This window comes from Delftia sp. WSY_22, from assembly GCF_043104185.1.
GTDB classification, from domain to species: domain Bacteria; phylum Pseudomonadota; class Gammaproteobacteria; order Burkholderiales; family Burkholderiaceae_C; genus Comamonas; species Comamonas tsuruhatensis.
The window spans coordinates 1-25,553 of sequence record NZ_JBICKN010000040.1 but is presented as its reverse complement, the minus strand read 5'-3'; the positions used below and the strand labels follow the sequence as shown (position 1 = coordinate 25,553).

Sequence of the window (25,553 nt, the reverse complement as noted above, 5' to 3'; positions counted from 1 at the left end):
CCTCTTATCGTTGGTAATCTTGGAAATAGTTCACGATATGCAGAAAACATCCACCCGTGGCGTGCAGGAAGCCGATGTCTGGGCCGCGGCAGACGCCCTGATCGCCCAGGGCCTGCGGCCGACCATCGAGCGCGTGCGCCAGCACATTGGCCGGGGCTCGCCGAATACCGTCAGCCCCATGCTGGAGACCTGGTTTGCCACGCTGGGCCAGCGCCTGGGCGTGGCGGCAGGGCAGGACGAGCTGCTGCCGTCGTCGGTGCCCGATCCCGTTCAGCGCCTGGCGCAGCAGCTGTGGGACGCTGCCCAGGAAGAGGCCATGGAGGCCGCCCGCGCCGCCCTGCAATCCCGGGAGGAAGCGGCACAGGCCACGCAGGCCGAGCTGCAGGAGCAGCAGGAGCAAATGGCGCGGCGCGAGGCGTCCATGCAAGCGCAGAAAGAGGCCATGGACCAGGCCCTGCAAGTGGCCCAGGCCCAGTCGCAGGACTTGTCGCGCCGGCTGGATGAAATGCAGCAGCAGCTGCAGGACCGCGACGAACGCCTGGAAGAAATGCGCGATGCGCTGGCCGAAGCCGCCCGCCAGCGCGAGGCGTTGCAGCAAAAGCATGGCGAGGAAATGCAGTCCGCCGCGCTCGAGCGCCAGCGCATGGCCGAGCAGTACGCGGGCAATGAGCGCCACATGCTCAATGAGGTGGACCGCGCACGCCAGGAACTGGCGGCTGCGCGCAAGGCCGCCACCGAGCAGGAGCGCAAGGCAGCGACCCGCCTTGCAGAGCTGCAAAGCCGCTATGAAAAGAGCGAGGAGGAGCAGCTGAGCCTGCATTCCCAGCTGCAGACCGCCCAGAATGCGGCCGCCCTGGCGCAGGAGCGGGCAGCGGACCTTCGCAGCCTGCTGCAGGCGCAGCAGCGATTGGCCGGTGCGGCCGTGCCCGAGGCGGGTGCTGGACTGCCCATGGGCCGGCGCGCAAGCCTGTCTGCGGCGCGCCGCTCCATGACGCGCCTCAAGGACAGGCGGGGCTAGCAGTCAGGGCCTGCGCCCCTGGCTGGGCCCGGTCAGGACTGGAGCCGGAACCCCGCCACCACATCCGCCAGCTGCGCGGCCTGCTGCTGCAGCGACTGGGCGGCGGCCGTGGCCTCTTCGACCAGGGCCGCGTTCTGCTGGGTGGACTGGTCCATCTGGCTGACGGCGGTCCCGATCTCGGCAATGCCCGTGCTCTGTTCCTGGCTGGCATTGCTGATCTCGGTGACGATGGCGGTCACGCGCTGCACGCTTTCCACCACCTTGCCCATGGTGGCGCCTGCGTCCTGCACCAGCCGGCTGCCGGCATCGACCTGGCCCACGGAGTCATCGATCAGCGCCTTGATTTCCTTGGCGGCCGTGGCGCTGCGCTGGGCCAACGTGCGCACTTCAGAGGCCACCACGGCAAAGCCGCGGCCCTGCTCACCGGCACGGGCTGCTTCCACAGCGGCGTTCAGCGCCAGGATATTGGTCTGGAACGCGATGGAGTCGATCACGCCAATGATGTCGGCAATGCGGTGCGAGGATTGTTCGATGCCGCCCATGGTACGCACCACCTGGTCCACGACCGTGCCGCCATGCGTGGCGATGTCGGAGGCGCTGCTGGCCAGTTGCCGCGCCTGGCGCGCATTCTCGGCGTTGTGCTGCACGGTGGCCGTGAGCTGCTCCATGGCGGCAGCCGTTTCCTCCAGCGAGCTGGCCTGCTGCTCGGTGCGTGCCGACAGGTCCTGGTTGCCGCTGGCGATTTCGGTGGAGGCATGGCGCACGGTCTCGGACGATTCCCGGATGCGCACCAGCACCGAGGCGATCTTGTCGGTGAAGTGGTTGAACGCACGTGCGATCTGCGTCAGTTCGTCATTGCCTTGCACCGACAGGCGGCGCGTGAGATCGCCGTCACCCGAGGCGATGTCTTCCAGCGCATCGCGCACCACGGCCAGCCGGCGCGTGACGCGGGCAATGACGGCGCCCAGCAGCGCAATCGCCAGGATCAGCGAAAAGGCAACGATGGCGCCCGACACCTTGAGCAGCGAACCCAGCGCGGACAGCGCCTCGTCGCGCTGCACGGCCACCACCAGTTGCCAGTCCGTGCCGGGCACGCCCTGGCCGTAGAACAGGAAGTCCTTGCCGCCGATGGCCGTGCGCATGCCGGAGTCCGCCTTGGGCAGGGCCTGGATGGCGTCGGCACCCAACTGGGGCGAGAGCGCGGAGACGGGCTTGAGCGTGAGTGCCGGATCGGGATGGGTGACGATGGCACCGGCCTCATCCACCAAGAAGGCAAAGCTGCCCGGCGTGGGCCGGATGGCGCCCACGGTGCGCACCACCGTGGTCAGCAGCACGTCGGTGCCGACCACGGCGACGGGATTGCCGGCCGGGCCCACGGGCTCGGCAAAGGTCACGCCCACTTCGGGTGGAGAGACAAACAGATAGGGCGCCGTCACGATGGGGCGGCCTTCCTTGAGCGCCTGCCTGAACCAGGGGCGGGCCGTCACGTCGTAGTCGGCAGCCATCTCGTTGAGGAAGAACATGCGCTTGTCGGTGTAGCCGAAGTAGGCATCCGAGAAGCCGCCGCCGTCGCGCAGCGCCTGGACCACGGCACGCGGGTCCGGCGTATCGACGGCCTGGGCCAGCGTATGCGTCAGCAGGCGCTTGGTCGCCACCCATTCGCCCAGCACCTGGGCCTGGGCGTTCACGAGCTGGCGGCTCTGGTCGTCGAGGGTGGACAGCACATGGCGCTGAACCGTGAGGAAGTTGGCAATGGCCAGGGCCAGCATGGCCACGGTGACGATGGCCACGCTGAGCGCGATGAGTCGCGCACGCAGGGACTGGAACATAGAAGAATTACTTATTGCAAGAAGATGCTACATACGTTAGCAAATTTTCTTGACAATACGCGTTCTTGCAGGCGGTGCCCCCTGGCCGCCGAAGCCTATGCGGGAAATTCGCTCCCCTTCAGCGCTCCCCCGCCAGCAGCCTGCCCAGCGCCTCGTAGGCCGGCAGCGAGGTCGGGTCATTGGCCGCATTGCCAGCCACCGGATGGGAGGCAAAGCGCGCAATCACCATCTGTGCCTTGGGATCGATGTAGACGGTCTGGCCATGCACGCCGCGCGCTGCGAAGGCGCCATGGGCGTTGTGCGTGACCCACCACATGTTGCGGTAGGTCCAGCCCGGCAGCAGCTTGTAGCCGGCCTTGGCAAAGGCCGCCGCATCGCCGCCACGGCGGATGTCGTCCACGGCGGCTGCGGGAACGATCTGCTGGCCGTTGAACTGGCCCCGGTTGCGCAGCATCTCGCCAAAGCGCGCCAGGTCCCGCAGGCCCAGGTTCAGGCCGCCGCCTGCAAAGGGCGTGCCCGTGGAGTCCACCGACATGTAGGCATCCTGCTCGGCGCCCAGGCGGCTCCAGATGCGCTCGGACAGCAGATCGGCCACCGATTGGCCGCTCACGCGCGCCAGCACCCAGCCCAGCGCATCGGTGTTGGCCGTGCGGTAGCCGAAGGCCTTGCCGTGCACGCCTTCGGGCTTCACGGTCTGCAGGAATTCGTAGTAGCTGCGCGGCCCGGTGTAGTCCTTGGCCTTGGGCAGCGGGTTGCCCGCTGCCGCGTGCGCCCAGACCTCGGCCTGGGGGTCCGCATAGTCTTCGCTGAAGCGTATGCCCGTGGTCATGTCCATGAGTTGGCGCACCGTGGCGTTGCCGAAGGCCGAGGCCGCCAACTCGGGCACGTATTCCGACACGCGGCGCGAGGGGTCGAGCTGCCCCTCGGCAGCCAGCATGGCCGCCAGTGTTCCGACGAAGGACTTGGTCACCGACATGGCGCCGTGCTGGCCTTCGGGTTTGAGCACGCCGAAGTAGCGCTCATAGATCACGCGGCCCTTGTGCAGCACCACGATGCCGTCGGTGTAGTTGGCCTTGAGCGAATCGCGCCAGGTCATGGGCTGGCTGGCACCCAATGGCGTGAAGCGCAACTCGTCAATGTCTTCGCGCAGCGCCTGGGCCAGCGGCGCCGCAGGCGCCAGGCCGCGCGACACATTCACCGTGGGCATGAGCTGGCGAAAGTGCGAGACGCTCCAGCGCATGGCGGGAAACTGGAAATAGGAGCCGTCGTCGAAGCGCAGCATCCGGTCCGGCGGTGGCGGCGAGCCCACCATCCAGCCCAGCTTTGCGGGGTCGCTGGCATCGGCATCGGGATAGGAGGGGGTCTTGGCTGCGGTGACCCCTGCCGTGGCTGTGGCGAACACAAGGCTGCCAGCCAGGGCACCGGCGAAATGTTTGAGCTGCATGGCGGCAACCATACTACGGTTGCCGCGGCGCCAAGATCCCCCTGCCAAAGGATGGAAGCCGGCTTCCATCCCAGGCCGTGCGCCCAGTTGGCGCAAGCGCGACAAATGGCCTTCTCGTTGGACTAAGCTTCAAATAGTTTTTGAAAATCAAAGCCTGGCGAACGCCCATGAAAAGCCTGCAAGACCTGGATATCTTCGTGCGCACCGCAGACAGCGGCAGCCTTTCGGCCACGGCGCGCGCCCTGGACCTGACCCCGGCTGCGGCCAGCGCAGCGCTCAAGCGGCTGGAGGCAGAGCTGGGCGTGACCCTGTTCGTGCGCTCCACGCGCAGCCTGCGGCTCACGCAGGAGGGCGAGCTGTTTCTGGAGCACTGCCGCCCCGCGCTGGCCGGCCTGCGCCAGGTGCGCGACCAGTTGGCTGGCGGCCAGGCCGCTTTGCGCGGCACGCTGCAACTGGCCGCCCCCTCCGACCTGGGCCGCAATGTGCTCATGCCCTGGCTGGACGAGTTCCAGAGCCAGCACGCAGGCGTGGATCTGCGCCTGCACCTGTCCGACCGCGCGGCCAATGTCTACAGCGAGCCTGTGGACGCGGCATTTCGCTATGGCAGGCCGCAGGATTCCAGCCTGGTGGCCTTGCCGCTGTCGGACACGCACCGCCGCGTGCTCTGCGCCGCGCCCTCCTATCTGCAGCAGCGTGGCGCCCCCGCCACCCCCCACGACCTGGCCGGACATGACTGCCTGTGCTTCATGCTGGGCGAGGAAGTGCACGACCGCTGGAGCTTCTGGCCGGCAGGGCAGGGGGCTGCCGTACCTGAGCCCGTCCATGTGCGGGTGCGCGGCCGCAATGTGGCCAATGACGGAGATGCCGTGCGGCGCTGGGCCGTGGCCGGGCGGGGGATTGCCTACAAGTCGTATTTCGACGTGGCCGAGGACCTGGCCCGGGGCCGCCTTCTTGCGCTGTGCACCGACTGGGCGACCGAGTGCGTGCCGCTGTTCCTGGTCGCACCCAGTCGCAGGCAGTTCACGCCGCTGGTGCGTGCGTTGCGGGATTTTGTGGCGGTGAGGCTGGCCGAGCTGGAGGCGGCCCAGCCCTGAGACATCACGAAGCCTGCGTCCCCAGCTCCACTGGCCCGTGCACGTGGTGCTCCGCGCAGACCTGCCGCGAGAGCACATGGGTTTCGATCACTTCGGCGGCATTCTCGGCCGTGAGCCGCCCGTACCAGACGCCGTCCGGATAGACGATGGCCAGCGGGCCATGGTTGCAGGGGTACTGGCAGCTGGTCTGCAGCAGGCGCAGCCTGGCACGCAGTTCGCTGCTGGCCTGCACGGCATCGCCCAGGCTTTGCCAGACGGCCACGGCGCCCAGGGCCGTGCAGCGCGGTCCCGTGCAGACCAGGGCATGGTGCTGGTGGTCCGGCACCTGGGACCAGGCCTGGGGATCGTGCTGCCATTGGTCGCCTGCGGTCTCGGCAATGTCTGGTGCCTGAAGGGCCTGGGCCATCTGCGACAGCAGCAGCGCGGGCATGGCGGCAGCGCCCAGCAGATGGTCGGCAAACCGCACCTGCACGCCCTGGTCCGGCAACTGCGAGCGCCAGCGCATGGCCAGCTTGTGCAGCCAGCGCAGCAGGGCAGGCTCGTCGGGCGAGAACAGGGGCAGCACGACGATGGAGCGCGCCGGCAGGCATTGCTGCAGCGCCTCGGGCAGCGAGGGTGCGGCCTTGTCCACGAAGGATGTGACGACCTTGCAGGCCGGCTCCAGCGTCTGGCGCAAGGCATCGGCCAGTTCGATCAGGCTTTGGCGCGAGGCGGCGCCCGTGCCGCCGCGGCCCAGCACGATCACGGCGTCGGGCCTGGGCGGGATGGAAGTTTCAGAGGAGTTCATCGGGAATGAAGCTGATGCGCAGCCGGCCGGTGGCGGCATGGATGTCCACCTCGGCAGCCACGCCGTAGACCTGGCCGATGGTGGCCGGCGTCAGTACCTGGGCCGGTGTGCCATGGGCAACGATGCGGCCTTGTTCCATGAGATAGAGACGGTCGCAGTAGTGGGCGGCGATGTTGAGGTCGTGCAGGGCGACGATGCTGCTGATCTGCAGCCTGCGCACCAGGCCCATCAACTCCAGCTGATGGCGTATGTCCAGGTGGTTGGTGGGCTCGTCCAGCAGCATCAGCCTTGGTTGCTGGGCCAGCGCGCGGGCCACGAGCACGCGTTGCTTTTCGCCGCCGGACAGGCTGGAAAAACGCCGCTCCTCCAGCGCCAGGGCATTCACCTGGGCCAGCGCCTGGCGCATGCAGGCGAGGTCCTCGGCGCTGTCGCCCGCCCAGGGGGACTGGTGGGGGATGCGGCCCATCATCACCGCCTCGCGCACGGTGAAGTCAAAGCTCTGCGGTGCCTCCTGCGCCAGGACCGAGACCTGGGCCGCGAACTCGCGCGCCGTCATGTCCCGGATGTCGCGCTGGTCCAGCAGCACGCAGCCTGCGTCGGGCCGCAGCACGCGGTAGAGCATGCGCAGCAGGGTGGATTTGCCGCTGCCGTTGGGGCCGATGAGCCCCACGCATTCGCCGCTGTGCAGGGCAAGGCTGGCCTGGTCCACGATGCGCCGGGCGTCGGCACGCCGGGCATCGGCACTCCAGCACAGGTCCTGGGCTTGCAGCTTCATGGGCCGCTCCCTCCCTGCACTGGCTGGCGCACCAGCATCCAGACGAAGAAGGGCCCGCCGATCAGCGAGGTGATCACGCCCACGGGCAGTTCCATGGGCGCAAAGGCCGTGCGCGCGACAAGATCCACCAGCACCAGCAGCAGGGCGCCGGCCAGGGCGGCCACGGGCAGCACGCGCCGGTGGTCCGTGCCCACCAGCATGCGCGCGGCGTGCGGCACGATCAGCCCCACAAAGCCGATGGCGCCGCTGACCGCCACCATGGTGCCCGTGAGCAGCGACACCGCCAGGAACAGTGCGCGCCGCAGCCGTGCCGTGTCCACGCCCAGCGTGGCGGCGGCCTCATCACCGGCCAGCAGGGCGTTGAGCGGGCGCGTCTGCAGCCCCAGCCAGAGCATTCCCGCAGCCAGCACGGCGGCGGGAATGCCCAGTTCCTCCCACTGCGTGCCGGCCAGGCTGCCCAGCGTCCAGGTCAGCAGGGCATTGGCCAGGTCACGCTGGCCCGATGACAGGGTGATCAGACTGGTCACGCCCGCCAGCACATAGCCGATGGCCACGCCACCCAGGATCAGCCGCGTGGCATGGATGCGGCCCTGGGAGCGCGCCAGCAGGTAGACGGCGACGGTGGCCGCCAGCGCCCCTGCAAAGGCCCCGGCCGTGAGGGCGTACATGCCGGCCGAGGCCAGCGCACCGAAGGCCAGCACGGCCACGGCGCCCACCGACGCACCCGAGGACACGCCCAGCAGATAGGGATCGGCCAGCGGATTGCGCACCATGGCCTGCATGATGGTGCCCACCACGGCAAGCCCCGCGCCCACCAGGGCCGCCAGCAGCACGCGCGGCATGCGGATCAGCCAGACGATCTGCTGGTGCTGCGGCGTGATGCCCTCCAGCGGCGGCGATTGCATGCCCAGCACCTGCAGCAGCCGGCTCCAGGCAATGCGCCAGACCGTGCCGGCAGGCATGTCCACTGGTCCCCAAGTGATGGCCAGCGTCATCACCAGCAACAGGGCCGCGAACAGCAGCAGGCACCAGAGGCGGGCGGCGCCCGGGCGCCTGGGCCAGCGGGAGTCAGTTGGCCGCATGGCTGGGCGCCGGCATGCGGTCGGGGTGCAGGGCCTGCGCCAGGGCGCGGGTCCGCGCAATATTGCGCGGGCCGGGCGTGGCCTCGGCATAGGTCATGACGAAAAACCGCTTTTCGCGAATGGCATCGACGCCGGCCAGCTCGGGCTTGGCCAGCAGGAAGTCGATCTTGCCCTGGGCATGGGGCTGGCCGTAGTCGATGATGACGATCCACTGCGGGTTGCGCTGCACCACGTCCTCCCAGTTGCCTGCGGGCCAGTTGCTGGGAATGTCGTCGAAGATGTTGCGCCCGCCCGCTTCCTCGATCATGGCCTGCGGCATGCCGTAGCGGCCCACGGTCACGGGGATGTCCTGGCCGCTGTCGTAGACGAAGACCGCAGGCCGCTGCCGCACGCCCTGCATGCGCTCGCGCAGGTCCTTCAGGTCGCGCTCCAGCCCCTGCGCCAGTTGCTCGGCATGGGCGTCGATGCGGAAGATGCGGCCCAGGTTGCGCAGGTCGGTCAGGCCGTCTTCGAGCGCCACCTGGCTGCGCGGCCCCACGCGGATGCACGATTCGGACAGCACATATGAGGCAATGCCGTGGCGCTGCAGCACCTCGGGCGTGACCTGGCCCTGGCGAAAACCGTAGCTCCAGCCGCCGAAGACGAAATCTGCCGAGGCGCCCAGGATGGCCTCCAGGTTCATCTCGCGCTCGGCCAGCCGCGGCACGCGGGCCAGCTGGGCCTGGAAGGCCGGGTCGATCTGCTTGGCCTGCGTGATACCGCTGTAGCCCACCAGCCGGTCGCCCAGGCCCAGAAAGAGAAACATCTCGGTGATGTTCACGTCATGGGTCACGGCGCGCAGCGGTGCGCTGGCATAGGTCACGGGGCTGCCGCAGACATTGACGGTCACGGCCGCCTGCGGTGCGGCAGCCGGTGCCGGCAGTTCACTGGTGGTGCCGGAATCGCTGCGCGAGCAGCCGGCCAGCAGCAGGGTGGCCGCCAGGGCGCCAGCGCACAGGCCGTGGAGGCTTTTGGAGCGCGCCATGGCCATCAGAACCGGATATGCGCCGCGATCTCGAAGCGGCGGCCTTGCCCGACCAGGAACTGGCTGCCGTAGCTCGATCCCACATAGACCCTGTCGGCCAGGTTGCGGCCGATCAGGCTCAGGGTGGTGCGAGGGTCCACCTGCCAGCTCAGCGCGGCGTCGGCCACGGTGTAGGCGGGCAGGTTCACGGTATTGGCGTTGTTGCCAAAGCGGTCACCCACGTAGCGCAGGCCCAGCGAGGCCTGCCAGGCGCCCACGCGGTAGTGGCCCCAGAGGTTGGCCGTGGTCTTGGCCACGTTCTGCGGGCGGTTGCCGGCGCGGTTGCCGCCGGCCTCGAGGAGCTTGTCGAACTGGGCATCCACATAGGACAGGTTGCCCTCCAGGCGCAGGGCGGGCGTGGCCTGGAAGGCGGCGGTGACCTCGGCGCCGCGCGAGGACTGGCTGCCGCCCTGGATGGAGATGGCCGGGCGGTCGGGGTCGCGCGTGATGATGTTGTCCTTCTTGATGTCGAACACGGCCAGCGTCCATTCGCCGCGCCCGCCTGCCACCTGCTGCTTGATGCCGATCTCGGCCTGGCGGCCCTTGCTCAGCTTGTAAGCCGTGTTGGCCAGGTTCAGCGAGACCAGGCTGTTGACGGGATCATGGCCCGAGCTGATCTGCCCATAGACATGGGTGTCGCGGGCCAGCTCATAGGTCAGGCCCAGGCGCCAGGAGGTGGCGGCCAGCGTCTTGTTGAAATCCGTGCCGCCCACCAGCGAGTGGCTGGCAAAGTCGTAGACATCGCGGCGCAGGCCGGCCATGGCCAGCCAGCGGTTGCTGATGCGCCAGGCATCTTCCAGGTACAGCGCATGCTGGGTCACGCCGGTTTCGGTCTTGGCCTTGGTGACATCGGGGCTGGCCCAGCTGCCATGCACGGGGTCCCAGGCCGAGACCGTGGACGAGCCGCCATAGGGCGAGTTGTTGGACAGCCGCAGGTTGATGCGTGCGGCCTCCCATCCCATGGCGATCTTGTGCGATCCCCGGTCCACGTTCAGGCCCAGGCGATTGCCGGTCTGCTCCAGGTCGTGCAGGATTTCCAGGTAGTCGGAGCGGCCCACGGTCCAAGTGGCGGGGTTGAGCGCGTAGGCCTCGATGTTGCGCCAGTGGCGGTCCGACTGCACGTGGTACAGCTCGTTGCGCACCGTCAACCAGTCATTGGCCTTCCATTGCACCTTGGCGCGCAGGCGCTCGTCGGCATAGCGCAGCACGCTGTCTTCGGCGTTGTAGTTGCGGTCGCGCAGCGACTCCACCACCTTGCCGTCCAGGCCCGGCGTGCCCCAGTAGCGGCTGGGCTTTTGCACGCTGCGGTCGGCAATCAGGTCGATCTGCAGGTCGCTCGTGGGCTCCAAGCGCAGCGTGCTCATGAACTTGCCGTTGCGCGACTGGTCCAAGTCGCGCTCGCCCGCGCTGCGCGCGGTGTAGCTGTCGATGCGGTAGCTGGCATAGGCGCCCAGGGCGCCGGTCACGCCCAGGCCCACGCGCAGCGTGTCGTCCGTGCCAGCGCCCAGCAGCACCTCGGCCGAGCTGGTGCGGCTGGGCTGCTTGCGGATGGCGTTGACCGTGGCGCCCATGGTGCCGCTGCCATACATCAGCGAGGCCGGGCCGCGCAGCACGTCGATGCGCTCGTAGCCCCAGCTGTCCCCGGGATAGGCCGTGGTGCCGGCGGCCACGCCCAGCACCATGCCGTCTTCGGCCACGCCCACGGAGTTCACGCCCGCAAAGCCACGGCTGCTGAAGGACAGGCCGCCGTTGCCCGGCGTGCTGCTGGAGGTCAGGCCCACGGTGCGCGTGACGGCGTCCACCAGGGCGTAGTCGCCGCGCTCCTGCATCTGCTCGGCAGAAACACCATCCACGCTGGCAGGCACTTCCTGGTTGGAGACGCCGGTATGGCTGGCCGAGCGCGCAGGCTGGGCCAGTTGCTGGCCGATGCGTTCGGCCTGGCCGGTGACCTGCACTTCGGGCAGGACAGTCTGTGCCTGCACAGGAACGGACAGGAAGGCGCAGGCCAGGGCCAGCGGGCTCAGCCGAAGGCAAAGGGAATCGGCAGCACGGGTGCTGGGAACGCAGGAAAGGGAGGAATGCATTTCGAACATCGGTCTTCGACCGCCTGATGCGAAAGCAAGGCACTGCCGCCTCTCCAGCCAGCGTGCAAGGATAGGGTGCAGGACATTGCCATCCGCACCCCGCAGACAGTCAAGAAAGCGCCCGCTCAGCGGGCGCGAAACGCAGCAGGCCGGTCTCCGGGCTCACAAGCGGCGCAAGGACATGCCTTGCGCCCAGCGCCCCGTCTTCCCAATCCACCCGCGAAAAGCTGCATGTTGCAGACCACGCCATGAACCAGTGACAGCCTGTCATCGCCCCTCCGCAGGGTTGCGGAGTCTGGCGGTACAGGCATGGAACGCCTTGACTTGTTTACCGTTGCGGGGGCAGCCAAGGCCTGTGCCGGCAGCGCAAAAAGCATTTGCTGGCAGTCACCTTGTTCCCGTTTCATCCCCATGGCTGGCATGTGGACACCTGATGCACGGATGCCTTTGCAGGCGCGGCATTATAGCCAGCGGCCCGCGTCGGTAGCCTGCGGCGCGTCGTGCAGCAGCAGTTCCAGCCCCAGGCGCCCGCCCCGGTGAACGCGGCTGATGGCATGGCGCAGGTGCACGCGGTAAAAGCCTGCCGCACCGCGCACCGGGCGCGGCCCCGTGGCGATGATGGCCGCATCCCCCAGGCCCAGCGGCAGCACCATGGGGCGCGATTGCATGCGCGGGCGCTGCTCGGTCATCACGAATTCGCCGCCCTCGAAATCCTGGCCCGGCCGGGACAGCAGCAGCACCAGCTGCAGCGGGAACACCGCCGCTCCTTCGCTGTATGAGCGCAGCGGGGCATGGCCCGCCTGCGCCACATGCAGCAGGTGCGACTGCGGATGCATCTGGCCGCGCTGGCGGCCCAGCTGCCCGAAGGCCTCGAACGAGGCGGGCAGGGCAGGCTGCATGTCCATTTGGGCACGCCAGCGATTGGCAATGGCAAGCAGGTGCCGGTACAGCACCGGGCGCCATGTGTAGAGGGAGGGCGGCAGGCCATTGCGCATGGCCGCCTCGCCGGCCAGGGCGCGGCTTTCATCCGCATTCAGCAGCCGTGGCAGCAGGCAATGGCCCTCTGCATCGAGCTGGGTGGCAATGCGGCCCCAGTCCAGGCCGGCGAAGCGATCACTGCTGTTCAGCCCATCCATTTCGACCCCTCCATTCAACCCGCCTTGCGAAAAGTGAGATTGATGCGCCGCCCGCCCAGCAGCGGGTGAGGCTGGTCCTTGAGCGGCAACACGCCGTGGTGGCGCAGCCGATCCACGCCGCCCCAGACCACCACGTCGCCATGCTGCAACAACACCCTGGCCGTCTTGTCCGCGCGCGCAAGCCCTCCAAACAGAAATGTGGCCGGCATGCCCAGTGACACCGAGACGATGGGCGCGACAAGGTCACGCTCGTCGCGGTCCTGGTGCAGGGACAGGCGGCTGCCGGGCAGGTACTGGTTGATCAGGCAGGCGTCGGGCGCGAAGCCCTCGAAGCCCGCAGCGGCGGCCGCTTCGCCCGCCAGCTGCGCAAACACGGCCGGCATGGCGGGCCAGGGCTGGCCGCTGACCGGGTCGATGGCGCTGTAGCGGTAGCCGCGCCTGTCGCTGGTCCAGCCCAGCGTGCCGCAGTTGGTCATGGCCACCGACATGGTGAAGCCGCCCGGCGTGACCAGATGGCGCAGCGGCGCCTGGGCCATGACGCCGTCCACCGCAGCCAGCAGTGGCGCCGCATGGGGCAGGGCATGGCCGCGCAGCACCACGGACTGGGGACCAATGGGTTCGATGCCCATGGGAGGTTCATCGGCAAAAAGATCCAGCGTGCTCATACCGGCCGTCCATCAAAGTGCGTCATATCAGAGTGCGTCATGAAAGATCAGCCCCACGGTATGGCGATGGCCGCTTCGGACGCGGCTGACGCCATGGCGCATGGCCGCGCGGCGGTAGCCTGAGCGCCGCCCCGGCACGGGCCGGTGGCGCACGGCCAGGACCAGCGCATCGCCCTGGTCCAACGCCATCACATCGGCCCGTTGCCTGTCGCCATCGGCCTGGGTGATGACGAATTCCCCGCCCGCAAAGTCCTGCCCCGGCCGAGACAGCAGCAACACCACCTGCAGCGGAAACACATGCTCTCCATAGACATCCTGGTGCAGGCAGTTGTAGTCGCCCTCGCCGTATTGGAGGATCAGCGGCGTGGGCCGCAACTGGCCGTGCGCGTGGCAGCGCGCCAGGAAGTCCTGCAGCCGGTCCGGATAGCGCACATCCAGCCCCATGCGCTGGTTCCAGCGGTTGGCCACCAGCACCAGGCGGGAATACAGCTGTTCGCGCAGCCGCTGCAGCAGAGGTGGCAAGGGGTAGTCGAAATACCGGTATTCGCCACGCCCGAAACCGTGGCGGGCCATGACGATGCGGGAGCGAAAACCGTCTTCCCTGGTGTAGAGGGCCGCCAGGTCACGGCATTGCTGCGCGTCCAGCAGGCCGGGCAACCGGGCACAGCCGTGCTCGTCGAGCTGGTGCTCCATCTGCGTCCATTGGCAGGGCGGGGCGGATTCGCAAGCTTCGTTGTCGAAAAGACGGAGGTTGTGCATGGCGGGCGCGGTTGGCGGCATGGGCGCTGGGGGCAATTGCCGCAGTCTAGGGCGCCGCCGCAGCGCCTGCATCCCGCTTCTTGCAGTGGACAGAATGTCAACCGGCGGCAGCGCCTGCCAGCCGCGTGCTGGACAGGCCTGGGAGGGCCGGCTGGCAGCTGCAATTGAACAATCGCGGCATTCCTGCAAACGCCTCAGGCCCGCCATGTCCAGCAACGTCCATCACCTCTATCTGTTCTTCGATACGCCCCTGCAGCTGCGCCGCGTGCAACTGATCTGCCAGTACCTGGCCCGGCAGTCCTGGGAGCAGGCCGAGCGCTGGATCCATGAGCTGGACCCCGCCCTGGACCGATCCGCGCTGTGGGATGACGACTGGGCCAATGCCAGCGCCCTGGGCCATCCCCAGCACCTGGAGCTGGGCTTTGACACCCGCACCACGGCCGGCATGCCCTGGCGGCTGCTGGAGACCTTGTTCCAGCACGGCCTGCAGGCGGCGGTGCTGCATGTCTTCTATGACCAGGTGGGAGAGAGCGAGCGCTATCACTTCGATGCCGGCCAATGGGTCAGCCACCATGCCTGGCTGGCCCGCTACCCGGAGCGCCAGGTGCTGGTCGATCCCGACGCAGAGGTCTATCCGCGCCCGGGGCAGGAAGAGGGCAACGATGGCACCTCACTCAGCAATCCCGCCCAGCCCATGGCCATCAGGCAACTGCGCGAGCGTGACCAGGAGCGCGATCGCCAGGCCCAGGAGTCCGTGCAGGCCCTGCTGGAGACCATGGCCAGCCTGCGCAAGAGCGGCGTGTCGCCGGTGGACGGCATCGCGGGCCTGTTCATGCTGCGGGCAGGCTTTCGCGGACTGTGCGAGGCCGTCGCGTTCACCGTGGTTGCCGCCCTGGCTTTCAGAGGCAAGGGTCTGTGGCTCTGGCTGGCCCTGGGATTGGTACTGGCGGTCGTACTGCCGCTGTACCGGATGGCCAGTGCGCGGCGGGAGTTCGCGGGGCAGGGCGGCAGCGACCCGGCATCCTGAGACAATCCGCGCTCGGCAGAATGAAACAAATTGCACAAGATCCGGCAAAGTCCCAGGAGAGGGTGAACAGGATGTGGATACCGACCGTCGTCACGGCAGGATGGACATGCGCCATCAGGCGCCGTCTTTTTGAGCAGGGCCAATGCTGATGCAGCCCACCGCAATCGAGCAGGGCCCCGCCGTGGCAGCAGGCGTTCACGAGGATTTCGGCCATCTTCTGGGTCTGTACATGCGCCGCATCCGTGCCAGCGCTTCGGGGGTGGCCACCGAGATCGGGCTGAGCCGGGAAGCCGTCAACAACTGGAGGAATGGGGTTTCCCTGCCCAATCCGCGCTCGCGCGACCGGCTGGCCGCCTGCGCCCAGTATCTGCGGCTGACGGAGGCGGAGACCAATCGCCTGTTCTCCGCCGCCGGCTTTGCCACGCAGTTCCCGCTGCAGGCGCCAGCCGCTGGCGCCCAGCCTTTTGCCGGCTTCATGGACCGGCTTTTTGCCCAGCTGGCCCAGGCCTCGCCCTATGCCATCACCATGCTGCTGTCTCCCGCGCACTGGGGGCAGCCCCCGTTCCGCCAGGAATTGCTGCTGCGTGCCCGCGCCCAGTACGGCGCCGAGGCGGTACTGCACATCCAGCCGCCGTACAGCGTGAGCACGGCCCCGGCCGACTACTTTGCGGCCCTGGGCCGGCAGTGCGGGCTGGGCGAGGTGGGCTCGGACTATGAATTCGAGGCCCTGCTGGAAAAGCGCCTGCTGGCAGGCGGCCGCCTGTTCTGCCTGGTCAGCCGTTTCGAGCAAGGCACGGCCGCACTGCGCGAGACGCTGGCCGGCATCCTGCGCAGCCTCAGCGAAATGCACAGCGGCCGCCTGCACCTGCTGCTGTGCGGCAGCGAGGCGCTGGCCGACCTCAAGTACCGCAGCGGCGACCTGTCCCTGCTCAACATCGGCCAGGTGGCGCACTGGCCCGACCCCACGCTGGAAGACCTGGCCCTGATGGCGCGCCAGCGCTGGCCGGCAACAGCCTGGCCGGTCGAGGTCATCGAGGCGCTGCAGGCCCTGACGGGCGGGCATCCCGCGCTCTTCGAGGAAGCGCTGCAATGGCTGGTGGAGCAGGGTGTGGGCATCGCTGCCGTGCACTCGCCACTGCTGCGCGCCCATCTGGTGGCCAGTGCGCGCCTGTGGCAGACCCTGCTGCCCCTGGCGCAGGAGCCGGCCGCACGCGATCAATTGCGAAGCCTGGTGGATGCGGCATCGCTGGGCCGTGCGCGGCCTTATCTGCAGGATGCCGTGCTGCGGCGCCTGTTCTGGGGCAACCTGCTGCAGGTGCGCGGAGCGGGCGAGGGCGCCCACCTGCACTGGCGCTGCGACATCGCCCGCGAAGCCGCAATGGCAGTGCTGCAGGCATGAGCGGCCCGGCCCGCCTTCTGCAGCTGCCCCGATCCTATTGGCGCGCCGCGCTGCTGGCCTTGTTCACGCTGTTCATAGGCACCGCCATACTTTTGCCCCGCTACAACCCCGTTACCCGCGGCAGCCTGCAGGGCGCGGAAAGTTCAGGGCGGGTCTGGAACGAAATCATCCTGTGGCGCCTGGCCCTGATGGAGCATGTGCGCCAGCATGAAAGCTGGCCGCAGGACATCGCCAGCGTGGCACCGGAGATTGCCGAGCCCCGCGTGCGCATGAGTTCGCCCAGGCCCTTCGTGCTGCAGGCGGACATCGTGCGCGACAGCCAGATGGGCGTGCTCTCAGGAACCCAGGTCCTGCTGCAGCTGAACATGCCCAGCCAGGACTGGAGCTGCCAGGGCGGCCAGCCACCCACCCCGCCACGCTATCTGCCGCTGAACTGCAGCCCCTCGCCAGGCCAGCCAGAGCACGAACCCTTTGGCTGGCTGCGCAACATCATCTGGACCTGCGCCCTGGTCTTTGGCGGCCTGGCCCTGCTGTGGCTGGTCCGCCATCCGCTGATAGGCCCGGCGCAGCTCAAGCCCGGGCGCCTGCGCCGCAAGCCGTACCAGCATCTTCCCCAGCTGGACCGGCTGCTGCGGCTCACCGGCCGGCGGTCCGCCGTGCTGCGCGCCGCAGGCATACGCCCGCCCGACTGGCAGCGTGCCCTGCGCCTTGCCAGCGCCAGCCCCGCCGCCCGCGTGCGCGCCCTGGCCGAACGACTGTCGGCCACCTGCAAAACCGCCGAGGGCGAATGGCCCGTGCCCGGTGGCATGTTCGAATGGACGCTGCCGCCGGACCTGCCCATCGCCCTGGGCCGCTGCCTGGTCTATGCGCTGCCAGAGCAGCTGGAAGAACTGGAAGAGGGCGAACTCGTGCGCCAGCTGCGCCTGCTGCAGACCGGCGGCGACGTGGTGCTCATCGTGAGCCCCCAGCATCCCCAGTCGCCCATGCCGCTGCTGCAGCGCCATGCCGAGGACCGCGCCAATCTGCACGCAGTGCTGGACAGCCCCGGTCAGACCGAATGGCTGATGGGCGGCGAGCCCGCGCAGGTGCTGCTGCGGCTGCTGGCCGCGCAGCTGCAGGTCACGCGCATCTCGCCCTACCAGACGCGCGGCGGCGTGACGCGCGAGGACGTGTTCTTCGGCCGCGAGCGCCTGCTGGCGCGCATACTCAACCGCGAACCGGCCAACTACCTGGTCGTGGGAGGGCGCCAGCTCGGCAAAAGCAGCCTGCTCAAGGCCGTGCAACGGCGCCTGCAGGAGCATCCGTCCATTGCCTGCCACTACCTCTCGCTGCGCGACCACCGCCTTACGCCGCGCCTGGCCACCCAGTTCGGCCTGCCCGTGGAGACACCGCTGGAGGCCATCATCGAACACCTGCAGTCGCCATCGCAGGGCAGGCGGCTGTACCTGCTGATCGACGAGGCCGACCTGTTCTTCCGCGATGAGGCCCGCAACGGCTATCCCCAGCTCAGCGCCTTGCGCGCGCTCAGCGAGGAGGGCCGTTGCTGGTTCATGCTGGCGGGATTCTGGGATCTCTATGCGGCAGCGTTGCTCGACTACCAGTCGCCGCTGCGCAACTTCGGCGACATCCTGGCCATCGGCGGCCTGGAGCCGTCCGCCTGCCAGGCACTGGCCACCGAGCCGCTGCGCAGGCTGCGCGTGGGCTACGCCAACGACGCCCTGGCCGAACGCCTGATCGAGGCCAGCGGCAGGCGGGCCAATCTGGTCGCCATCCTCTGCCAGGAATGCCTGCAAGCCCTGGGGCCCGACGAACGCGTGATCGAAGAGCGCCACCTGCGCCAGGCGCTGGAATCCCAGCCCGTACAGGATGCCCTGGTCGGCTGGGGCCGCCTGAGCACCGACGAACAGGCCTGCCGCCTGGACCGCATCGCCGTGTATCACACGGCCCAGCAAGGTCACACCAGCCTGACCGCGCTCGACGCCCTGGTCCAGGCCCACGGCGCCACCGGCCAGGCCCAGGCCTTGCGCCGATCCCTGGCCCGCCTGCAACTGGCCTACGTCCTGCGCCGCGATGAAACCCACGGCGTGCACGACGCACGCTACGTCTTCACCATCCCGCTGCTGCAACGCCAGTTCGAACCGCAGGAGACGGAGTTGTTGTTGAGGCAGGAACTGGAGAGCCTGGAAAGAGGGTTGAACAGCTGAAAAAAGGAGGCGGAAGACAGGCAGGCCTGGTGCAGGAAGAGTGCCTTACCTGGGTTTGGACAGTGTTAATCGCAACTGTGATTTAACATAATATACATCGTATCAATCAAAGCATCGCAGCCTCCATCAACCCCATCTCGGCGCTGCTCATGAGCGCTTCGATGTCGGTCAGAATCAGCATGCGTTCGACATCGCCGCTCTTGAAGCATCCCATACCCATGATGTAGCCGGCATCCACCGAGGCACTCATCTGGGGCGCCGGCTTGATGTTGTCCGCGCCCAGCGCCAGAACGTCCGACACCGAATCGACCACCACGCCAATGACCCGTCCGCGCACGTTCAGCACGATGACGACGGTGAAATCGGTGTACTCGGCCGACTCGCAACCGAGCTTCAGGCGCAGGTCGACGATGGGCACGATCACGCCACGCAGGTTGATCACTCCCTTGATGAAATGCGGTGCGTTCGCAATGCGGGTGGGTGCCTCGTAGCTGCGGATCTCCTGTACCCGCAGGATGTCGATGCCGTATTCCTCGCCACCCAGGCGGAAGCTGAGGAACTCGTTGGGCATGGCGGCCACTGCCTTGGCAGCCCGGGTTGATGAGGCGGCTGTCGTCTGCGCTGTAACCGGTGCTACCGTTGGGCGCTCTTCAATCATGGCGGTCATCTTCGACTCCTTGGAGATTGGGGGCGGGTTCTGGCGCGGCGAGCCGCGCTCAGAACGACGTCCAGTCGTCAGTGCCGGTCTTGGCAGGTGCGATAGCGAGCCGGCTCGACTCAGAGGTCGATGCTGGGGCTGCAGCAGCCTTCGCCTTGAATGCCGGCCGGGCGATGTTCTTGGCACGGTCCGGGCCGCGACGCTCGACGGCAGCAGCGTTGGCCGCTGGGGCCGCAGCGTGGGTCGAGCCTCCAAGTCCTTCATGCGACAGCTTGAACACCGCCACGGCCTGCACCAGTTTCTGGGCCTGGCCCTTCAGGCTCTCTGCGGCGGCAGCGCTCTCTTCCACAAGCGCCGCGTTCTGCTGCGTCACCTGGTCCATCTGGCTGACGGCCTCGCCGACCTGCCCGATGCCGGAGCTCTGCTCGACGCTGGCCGAGGTAATCTCGGCCACGATGTCACTCACGCGTTGGATCGAGGCGACGATCTCGCCCATGGTCTTGCCGGCCTCGTCCACCAGCACGGTGCCTTGCTCCACCTGCTCGACGCTACGGCCGATCAGGGCCTTGATTTCCTTGGCAGCCTCAGCGCTGCGCTGCGCGAGGCTGCGCACTTCAGACGCCACGACAGCGAAGCCGCGTCCCTGCTCCCCTGCGCGGGCCGCCTCAACGGCTGCGTTGAGCGCCAGGATGTTGGTCTGGAAGGCGATGCCGTCGATCACGCCGATGATGTCGCCGATCTTGCGGCTGCTGTCGCTGATGCCTTGCATCGTGGTGACGACCTTGCCGACCACCTCGCCACCTTGCGCAGCGACGTCCGAGGCGCCCTGAGCGAGTTGATTGGCCTGCTTGGCGTTGTCGGCGTTGTTGCGGGTGGTGGTGCCCAGCTCCTCCATCGTGGCGGCCGTTTGTTGCAGGGCACTGGCTTGCTCTTCGGTGCGCTGGCTCAGGTCCTGGTTGCCCTGTGCAATCTCGGAGCTGGCTGTCGCCACGCTGTCGGCACCACTGCGAATGGCGCCCACCACGCTAGACAATTGTTGCTGCATGCTGCCCATAGTGCGCAGCAGGTCACCTTCTTCACCCCTCACTCCGAGATCGATCGACTGATCAAGCTCCCCTGCCGCAATGCCCGATGCCACACGACTGACGTCGCCAAGCACGGCGCTGGTGCGACGACGCAGATAAAGTAGCCCGGCGAGCAGGCTCACGATGAGCAATGCCGTCGAGGCCATGGCAAGTTTCGACCATTGCTGCCGCGCCGCCACGGCTGCGGCCAGCTGTGCTGACGTGCGCTCATCGAGAAGGATCAGGAACTCGTCCACGGGTTTCATGATCTTGGCTTTGTACTGGTGGTACGCCAAGTCGTGCATCATCCCCAGAGCCTTGGCCTTGTCGGGTTCAGCTTGGCGCGTGAACCCACCTTTGCCGTCGTCATAGAGGCCCTTCACCATGTTCATGGCGATGGTTTCAGTGCGCACCAGATCATCTGAGTTGGCCTTGGCTTCGGCCAGCTTGGCGAGTTCGTTGTCTGCAAAGCCGGCCCGCTTCATCAGATCAAGCAGCGGCACCGTTTCGCCTGCAGGACGCACGTTTTGCGCATCGGCTGCCCGGAAGTCCCAATAGATCCGCTCGTAGGCCTGAGGCCGTGGCAGCTTGCCATTGCGAATATCCAGAATCTCGATGTATTGCTTCTCCCACTTGGCGTCACCGGTGGCCACGTAGGTGCGCGCCAGTCGGGTGAGGTCGTCAGAGCTTTGCCGCAACTCATCGGCCAGCAGGTAGGACTGGTATCGCCTGGCGGCGGTTTCGTCGGCAAGAGCGCTGCTGCGGTTGCTCATGATGGCTGCGCCAATGGTGGCCGCGCCAAGAACCAGCAGGAGAGCGGCACCAAAACTGTAGGCTTGTCTGATCTGGAGTCTCATTGTTGTTCCTTCGACTGTGCTCTCGCCCTCGACCAGGACGATGGAGTTGAGTTCGCCATGCAGGCTTGACCTGGCTTGGCGCAGAGCATGGGGCTTGCGACTTTTCAGCCCCCTGCCCTGCGCTGTCCCGCGTCACCCTGAACTGGCCGGATCGGCGCAGCCACATGCTGCCATTGAATGCCAAAATTGATCCGATGGCTGCATCATAGATATCAATTTAATCAAATATGAATTAAATTTTTCTATCAATTTGAGGAAATTGCTACTTATGCGCGTGAGCACATCTCCGATCCACAACTCGGCATGTACGGATATCAAGGAGTCCGCTGTCGGTGTCTGCGCGGAAATAGCCAAGCTGCAGCGCGTGCTCGGCAAGACAACCTTGGAGAACGAAATCCTCAAGGAAGCCGTGCGGTACGCCGCAGAAAAAAGTGGATTGCGCTCGCCTGTGCGCGACCTGCCTGGGCGCGGTGAGGCTGGGCCGATGGCCGCAGCCATCGCACACCCAGCGACGACGCCGGGCTGCTCGCCGAACTGCGCCAGGAAATTGCCGACTTGCCCAGCTGGCCTGTTGTATTTGCCCTCGGTTTCAGAACGAGTGGCGCAGGCCCAGCATCAGGCCGGTCTGCGATGCGCCCGCCAGCGGGCTGCCGCCGGCTGCGGCCGAGCTGACCGAGATGGCCAGGCGCTGTCCGTTGTCAATGCGCGCGGCCTGGGCATAGACCGCCGTGCGCTTGGAGAACCTGTAGGTGGCGCGCAGGGCCAGCAAAGTGGAGCGGTCGCCACCCTGGGCATAGCGCAGTTGCTGCAGCTGGCCATCGACCACGACGGCGGCGCTGGGGGACCAGGACAGGCCGCCCCATGCCAGGGTGCTGCGCGGCGTGGCGCCGTTGCTGGCCGAGGCCGCCTGGGCCGCGTCGTTGTCGCGGCGCATGAGGCCGGCGCCCAGCTTGATGGTGGGTGACAGCGCGGCATAGCCGTTGAGCATGATGCGGCGGTCCTTCAGGTCCGAGCGCGTCAGCCCTGCAAATGCGCCGGCGCCGCCGCGCATCTCGTCCACGGCCAGGGCAAAGCCCCAGGGCGCGGTGTCGTACTTCAGCATGGCCGACCACTGGCGGCAGGCCTGCCTGTCCGTGGCCGATTCGCCGGCGCAGTTGGTGCCGGCCGGGCTGGGGCCGGCGTTGACGGCATCGCGTCCCAGGCTGTAGGCGGCGCCCAGGCTCCAGGCGCCGAAGCGTCCCCGGTAGGCCAGGGAGTTGTCGGTGCGCGTGTTGGGGATGTAGCTGTCCAGGCTGCTCAGGCCGAAGGCGTTGGGGCCGAGCAGGTCGGCATCGAACAATGCCCAGTACAGCATGGTGTAGTTGCGCCCCAGCGAGACACTGCCCCAGCCTCCGGACAGCCCCACCCAGGCCTGGCGCCCGAAGCCCCGCCCGCCCTGGTTGAAGGTGCCGGCATCCGGGCCAAAGCCTGACTCCAGCGCAAAGACGGCGCTCAGGCCGCCGCCCAGATCCTCGCTGCCGCGCAGCCCCCAGCGCGACGGTGCCGTTCCCGTGAGGCCAGGCATGCGCGTCAGCGATCCGCCGCCTTGCACATTCGTCAGGTGCTCGATGCCGGTGTCCAGATGGCCGTACAGCGTCACCGATGAGGCGGTCTGGGCCTGGGCGCCGCCTGCTGCTGCCAGCATGGCGAGCGGGGCGAGGCGGCCCAGACAAACCCGCAGTGGGCGCCTGGCTGGGGGTTGGGGAATGCTTTTGAGAGTGCGGTTCATGCTTGTGTCTCCTGTCGTTGTCGTTGCGGAATCGGCACGCCGCAACGCTGCGCCTTGGGAAAGGCGAGAGTGGCGGGCACGGGGAAATGGGAGAAAGCGGCTGGGCGCCCTGCTCTTCAGGTGCCCGGGAGGTCCCGGTACATGACGAAGCGCGCCACGCGGCGCGTGATCAGCCAATGGCCTTCAGGACTGCGGCCGAAGGTGTCATCGAACTCGCCTACGAGCTGGCGCGGTTGCGCCGGGCGGCCGTGCGGCGTGATGGTATCGGCCTCGTCGCAGGACCACAGCAGCACATGGCTGCGCGCGCTGGCGCGGTCCGGGCCTTGCAGTTCCACCAGCGTGTTGGTGACCAGATGCCGGGTCATGCGGCCCGCAGGACGCCGGGAGTACGCAGCGGCGATGGCCGTGCGCCCGCCCAGTACCTCGCCGCCGGGCCGTTGCAGCTGGCCGTCTTCGTCAAACAGCCGGGCCAGGGCCTGGGCATCACCGGCATCCGCAAAGGCAGCAGCGCGCAGCACCAGATCCATGCAGGCCTGGCGGGCCAGCAGCCGGTCGATTTCATGGTTCATGTTTCTTGTCTCCCCGGAATCCGCAGCCTGCGATGGGCTGTCTTGATCCAGGCACCAAGCATTCCACGCTGGCATCGATCCGGCCAATGCCGGAGCCCCGGCCATCAATGCGTTTTTCTTATGGGACAATCAAAACACGTTCTTCCAACGTACCGCGAAGCACCTTTCAATGAACCTTTCTCTTGCCCCCTGGGCCAGCAGCAATCCCTCGCGTTTTCCCGAGTTGGCAGGCCATTTGCGAGCCATGCGCGCCATGCTGGGCGTGGTGCGCCACGGCAGCACCACGCGGGCCGCCCAGGCTATGCATCTTTCTCAGCCGGCCGTGGCGCGTTCGGTACTGCAACTGGAAGAGGCCTGCGGCGTGCCGCTGTTCATGCGCGGTGCGCGCGGCATGATGCCGACCCCGCTGGGCAGCCAGCTGGCCGCCCGCATCGAGGCCATGCTCCAGCATCTGGGCAGCGGCGCGGCCGACGCCCAGGCCGCCGCCACGCTGGCGGCCAGGCGCCCTCCCCTGCCCGAGCGTTTTGCCGAGACCGTGCCTGCGGGCCAGCTGCGCGCCCTCATGGCCATTGCCGACTGCGGCAGCGAATCCCTGGCCGCGCAGTGGCTGGGCCTGACGCAGCCCGCCGTGCATGCGGCGCTGCAGGGGCTGGAAACCAGTCTGGGCATGCAGCTGTTCTACAAGCTGGCCTTCGGCACGCGGCTGACGCCGTCAGGCGAAGCGCTGCTGCGCCGTGTCAAGCTGGCCCTGGCCGAGGTGCGCGGCATGGACAGCGATATTTCCGCCTGGCGCGGCGAGATCCGGGGGCGCGTGGTGGTCGGCGTGCTGCCGCTGTCGGTGGGAATCTTCATGCCGCGCGCGGTCGACAGCCTGGCCGCCAGCCACCCGGACATCGAGGTCAGCATCGTGGACGGCACCTACGAGAGCCTGGTGCAGCACCTGCTGAGCGCCGACATCGACGCCATCGCCGGCGCCCTGCGCGCCGACATGCCCTCCGATGAGGTACGCCAGCTGCACCTGTTCGACGATGACCTGGTCGTGGTGGCACCGGCCGGCCATGCCTGCCTGGGCTGCGGCCAGCTGGTTCTGGAGGACTTGCTGCAATGGCCCTGGGTGTCGCCCCTGCCCGGCACGCCGGCCGACCGCGCCATGGTCCAGCTGTTCCGCAGCCAGGGCCTGGAGCCGCCGCGCGCCAGCCTGCGCGCCAGCAGCCCGACCATGACGCTGGCCTTTGTGCTGCAGACGGGCCGGCTGGCCCTGGCCTCGCGCGGACAGGCCCTGCAAGATGACCACGGCGGGCAGTTGTCCATCGTGCCCGTGGACCTGCCTTCCACACGCAGGCGCATCGGGCTGGCCACGCGTGCGCTGAGCACGGCATCGCAGGACCTGGAGCTGTTCATGCAGGCCTGCCGACGGGCCGTGGGCGATCCGCCGGCCTAGGCTGAGCGCAGCGCTCGCTCAGCGCCCCATCCAGTCGAGCAGTGCCCGCGACACCTGGTGCGGCTGCTCCATGGTGCTCATGTGGCCGCTGTCCTCGATCACCACCAGCTCGGCGCCCGGGCACAGGGCCTGCATGCGCTCATGGCGTGACAGCGGGCTCCAGGCATCCTGGCGACCGCAGGCCAGCAGGGTCGGGCAGCGCAGCTGCCTGAGCACATCGCCCGCATCGGGGCGGTTCAGCAAGGCATTGATCTGCGCGGCGAACACCTCGGGCGTGAAGCGCGCCACCATGTCGAGCACCTCACTGAACAGCGGCGTATCGAGCCGGTCCGGATGCACCATGCCGCGCGCCCATTGCAGGCCCATCTCGCGCATGCCGCTGTGCCGGGCGATCTGCAAGAGCGCCATGCGCTTGGCGCGTTCGCTCTCGCCGGCCTCGCCCGGGGCGATGGGGTCCATGCCGGTGTCCAGCAAGGCCAGCCGCTCCACACGCTGGGGCGCCATGCCGGCAATGGCCAGGGCCACGCGCCCGCCCATGGAATGGCCCGCCAGCGAAAACCGCTCGGCCGCCACGCCATCCAGCACCAGGCGCGCCATGTCTTCGATGGTGGCCGCCGCGCCATAGGACGGAACAATGCACTCGGCAACACCGGCAAAGGACAGGGCCGCATGCTGCTCGTGCCAGACCGTCTCGTCGCACAGCAGGCCCGGCAGAAGTACCACGCAAGGCCGGCTCATGCAGCGTTCTCCAGGATAAGGTGTCCCACCGCCGTATTGGACGCGGGCACATGGTAGAAGCGGTGGTTGACCTTGGGCAGCGGCGCGGGGCC

The 25,553-nt window shown here is 67.9% G+C and carries 21 protein-coding genes, 2 pseudogenes and 1 riboswitch; of the genes and pseudogenes, 7 read left to right on the top strand and 16 right to left on the bottom strand.

The window, feature by feature from the left end; genetic code table 11:
* Window positions 1-37 precede the first annotated feature (37 nt).
* Entirely contained in the window at window positions 38-1,018 is a 981-nt protein-coding gene (locus ACF8NF_RS19960; RefSeq protein WP_392451118.1) for a DNA-binding protein, read from the top strand.
* Window positions 1,019-1,050: 32 nt separating this feature from the next.
* Here ACF8NF_RS19960 and ACF8NF_RS19955 read toward each other — a convergent pair whose 3' ends face one another.
* Both ACF8NF_RS19955 and ACF8NF_RS19950 read right to left on the bottom strand, forming a co-directional pair.
* Window positions 1,051-2,847 carry a methyl-accepting chemotaxis protein gene (locus ACF8NF_RS19955; RefSeq protein ID WP_392451117.1) on the bottom strand — a complete coding sequence of 599 codons (1,797 nt, stop codon included), beginning with the start codon at window positions 2,845-2,847 and terminating at the stop codon, window positions 1,051-1,053.
* 118 nt (window positions 2,848-2,965) lie between these two features.
* Window positions 2,966-4,291: a serine hydrolase gene (locus ACF8NF_RS19950; protein WP_185070594.1), complete on the bottom strand. Its 1,326-nt coding sequence runs from the start codon at window positions 4,289-4,291 to the stop codon at window positions 2,966-2,968.
* 167 nt (window positions 4,292-4,458) lie between these two features.
* Here ACF8NF_RS19950 and ACF8NF_RS19945 point away from each other — a divergent pair, with 167 nt between their 5' ends.
* Window positions 4,459-5,385, top strand: coding sequence for a LysR substrate-binding domain-containing protein (locus ACF8NF_RS19945; RefSeq protein WP_392451116.1), 927 nt, complete (start codon window positions 4,459-4,461; stop codon window positions 5,383-5,385).
* A gap of 4 nt (window positions 5,386-5,389) precedes the next feature.
* Here the strand turns inward: ACF8NF_RS19945 and ACF8NF_RS19940 are convergent, their stop codons facing one another.
* The 8 genes from ACF8NF_RS19940 to ACF8NF_RS19905 all read right to left on the bottom strand — a co-directional run bounded on the left by ACF8NF_RS19940 (window position 5,390) and on the right by ACF8NF_RS19905 (window position 13,736).
* The gene (locus tag ACF8NF_RS19940; protein WP_392451115.1) at window positions 5,390-6,172 is read right to left on the bottom strand and encodes a CbiX/SirB N-terminal domain-containing protein; all 783 of its coding nucleotides are present in this window, start codon (window positions 6,170-6,172) and stop codon (window positions 5,390-5,392) included.
* Window positions 6,159-6,947 (bottom strand): ABC transporter ATP-binding protein, encoded by a 789-nt coding sequence (locus ACF8NF_RS19935; protein ID WP_312840520.1) that lies wholly within the window; start codon window positions 6,945-6,947, stop codon window positions 6,159-6,161. Before ACF8NF_RS19935 ends, ACF8NF_RS19940 begins: the two co-directional genes overlap by 14 nt.
* Entirely contained in the window at window positions 6,944-8,029 is a 1,086-nt protein-coding gene (locus ACF8NF_RS19930) for a FecCD family ABC transporter permease (protein ID WP_392451114.1), read from the bottom strand. Before ACF8NF_RS19930 ends, ACF8NF_RS19935 begins: the two co-directional genes overlap by 4 nt.
* Window positions 8,016-9,059: an ABC transporter substrate-binding protein gene (locus tag ACF8NF_RS19925; RefSeq protein ID WP_392451112.1), complete on the bottom strand. Its 1,044-nt coding sequence runs from the start codon at window positions 9,057-9,059 to the stop codon at window positions 8,016-8,018. Before ACF8NF_RS19925 ends, ACF8NF_RS19930 begins: the two co-directional genes overlap by 14 nt.
* Window positions 9,059-11,185 (bottom strand): TonB-dependent receptor, encoded by a 2,127-nt coding sequence (locus tag ACF8NF_RS19920; protein ID WP_392451111.1) that lies wholly within the window; start codon window positions 11,183-11,185, stop codon window positions 9,059-9,061. Before ACF8NF_RS19920 ends, ACF8NF_RS19925 begins: the two co-directional genes overlap by 1 nt.
* Window positions 11,186-11,305: 120 nt before the next feature.
* A riboswitch (cobalamin riboswitch) is annotated at window positions 11,306-11,625 on the bottom strand.
* Between the two features lie 12 nt (window positions 11,626-11,637).
* Window positions 11,638-12,312, bottom strand: coding sequence for a 2OG-Fe(II) oxygenase (locus ACF8NF_RS19915; protein WP_392451110.1), 675 nt, complete (start codon window positions 12,310-12,312; stop codon window positions 11,638-11,640).
* 14 nt (window positions 12,313-12,326) lie between these two features.
* The gene (gene alkB / locus ACF8NF_RS19910; protein WP_392414109.1) at window positions 12,327-12,977 is read right to left on the bottom strand and encodes a DNA oxidative demethylase AlkB; all 651 of its coding nucleotides are present in this window, start codon (window positions 12,975-12,977) and stop codon (window positions 12,327-12,329) included.
* Window positions 12,978-13,004: 27 nt separating this feature from the next.
* Window positions 13,005-13,736 (bottom strand): 2OG-Fe(II) oxygenase, encoded by a 732-nt coding sequence (locus ACF8NF_RS19905; protein ID WP_034366991.1) that lies wholly within the window; start codon window positions 13,734-13,736, stop codon window positions 13,005-13,007.
* A gap of 205 nt (window positions 13,737-13,941) precedes the next feature.
* On the opposite strand from ACF8NF_RS19905, the gene ACF8NF_RS19900 reads away from it, so the two are divergent.
* From ACF8NF_RS19900 to ACF8NF_RS19890, 3 genes are all read left to right on the top strand, one after another.
* Window positions 13,942-14,763, top strand: coding sequence for a hypothetical protein (locus ACF8NF_RS19900; protein WP_016446083.1), 822 nt, complete (start codon window positions 13,942-13,944; stop codon window positions 14,761-14,763).
* Window positions 14,764-14,911: 148 nt separating this feature from the next.
* Entirely contained in the window at window positions 14,912-16,162 is a 1,251-nt protein-coding gene (locus ACF8NF_RS19895) for a hypothetical protein (RefSeq protein WP_016446084.1), read from the top strand.
* On the top strand, window positions 16,159-18,366 hold the full coding sequence (locus ACF8NF_RS19890; RefSeq protein WP_392451109.1) for an AAA family ATPase: 2,208 nt from the start codon (window positions 16,159-16,161) through the stop codon (window positions 18,364-18,366). The genes ACF8NF_RS19895 and ACF8NF_RS19890 overlap by 4 nt, the downstream gene beginning before the upstream one ends.
* Window positions 18,367-18,472: 106 nt before the next feature.
* Here the strand turns inward: ACF8NF_RS19890 and ACF8NF_RS19885 are convergent, their stop codons facing one another.
* On the bottom strand, window positions 18,473-19,033 hold the full coding sequence (locus ACF8NF_RS19885; RefSeq protein WP_043792903.1) for a chemotaxis protein CheW: 561 nt from the start codon (window positions 19,031-19,033) through the stop codon (window positions 18,473-18,475).
* A 49-nt stretch (window positions 19,034-19,082) separates the two neighbouring features.
* The gene (locus tag ACF8NF_RS19880; protein WP_392419310.1) at window positions 19,083-20,945 is read right to left on the bottom strand and encodes a methyl-accepting chemotaxis protein; all 1,863 of its coding nucleotides are present in this window, start codon (window positions 20,943-20,945) and stop codon (window positions 19,083-19,085) included.
* A 340-nt stretch (window positions 20,946-21,285) separates the two neighbouring features.
* Here ACF8NF_RS19880 and ACF8NF_RS19875 point away from each other — a divergent pair.
* Window positions 21,286-21,512 (top strand): annotated as a pseudogene (locus ACF8NF_RS19875) (IS3 family transposase); the annotation flags it as partial.
* 22 nt (window positions 21,513-21,534) lie between these two features.
* Here ACF8NF_RS19875 and ACF8NF_RS19870 read toward each other — a convergent pair.
* Together ACF8NF_RS19870 and ACF8NF_RS19865 are read right to left on the bottom strand one after the other, a co-directional pair.
* Window positions 21,535-22,713 carry a porin gene (locus ACF8NF_RS19870; RefSeq protein WP_016446134.1) on the bottom strand — a complete coding sequence of 393 codons (1,179 nt, stop codon included), beginning with the start codon at window positions 22,711-22,713 and terminating at the stop codon, window positions 21,535-21,537.
* Window positions 22,714-22,829: 116 nt separating this feature from the next.
* Window positions 22,830-23,282, bottom strand: coding sequence for a nuclear transport factor 2 family protein (locus ACF8NF_RS19865; protein WP_343740994.1), 453 nt, complete (start codon window positions 23,280-23,282; stop codon window positions 22,830-22,832).
* A gap of 169 nt (window positions 23,283-23,451) precedes the next feature.
* On the opposite strand from ACF8NF_RS19865, the gene ACF8NF_RS19860 reads away from it, so the two are divergent.
* Entirely contained in the window at window positions 23,452-24,723 is a 1,272-nt protein-coding gene (locus ACF8NF_RS19860; RefSeq protein ID WP_343740993.1) for a LysR family transcriptional regulator, read from the top strand.
* A gap of 18 nt (window positions 24,724-24,741) precedes the next feature.
* Here the strand turns inward: ACF8NF_RS19860 and ACF8NF_RS19855 are convergent, their stop codons facing one another.
* Both ACF8NF_RS19855 and ACF8NF_RS19850 read right to left on the bottom strand, forming a co-directional pair.
* The gene (locus ACF8NF_RS19855; RefSeq protein WP_343740992.1) at window positions 24,742-25,461 is read right to left on the bottom strand and encodes an alpha/beta hydrolase; all 720 of its coding nucleotides are present in this window, start codon (window positions 25,459-25,461) and stop codon (window positions 24,742-24,744) included.
* Window positions 25,458-25,553, bottom strand: a pseudogene (locus ACF8NF_RS19850) (protocatechuate 3,4-dioxygenase); the annotation flags it as partial. The gene ACF8NF_RS19855 and the pseudogene ACF8NF_RS19850, both read right to left, overlap by 4 nt.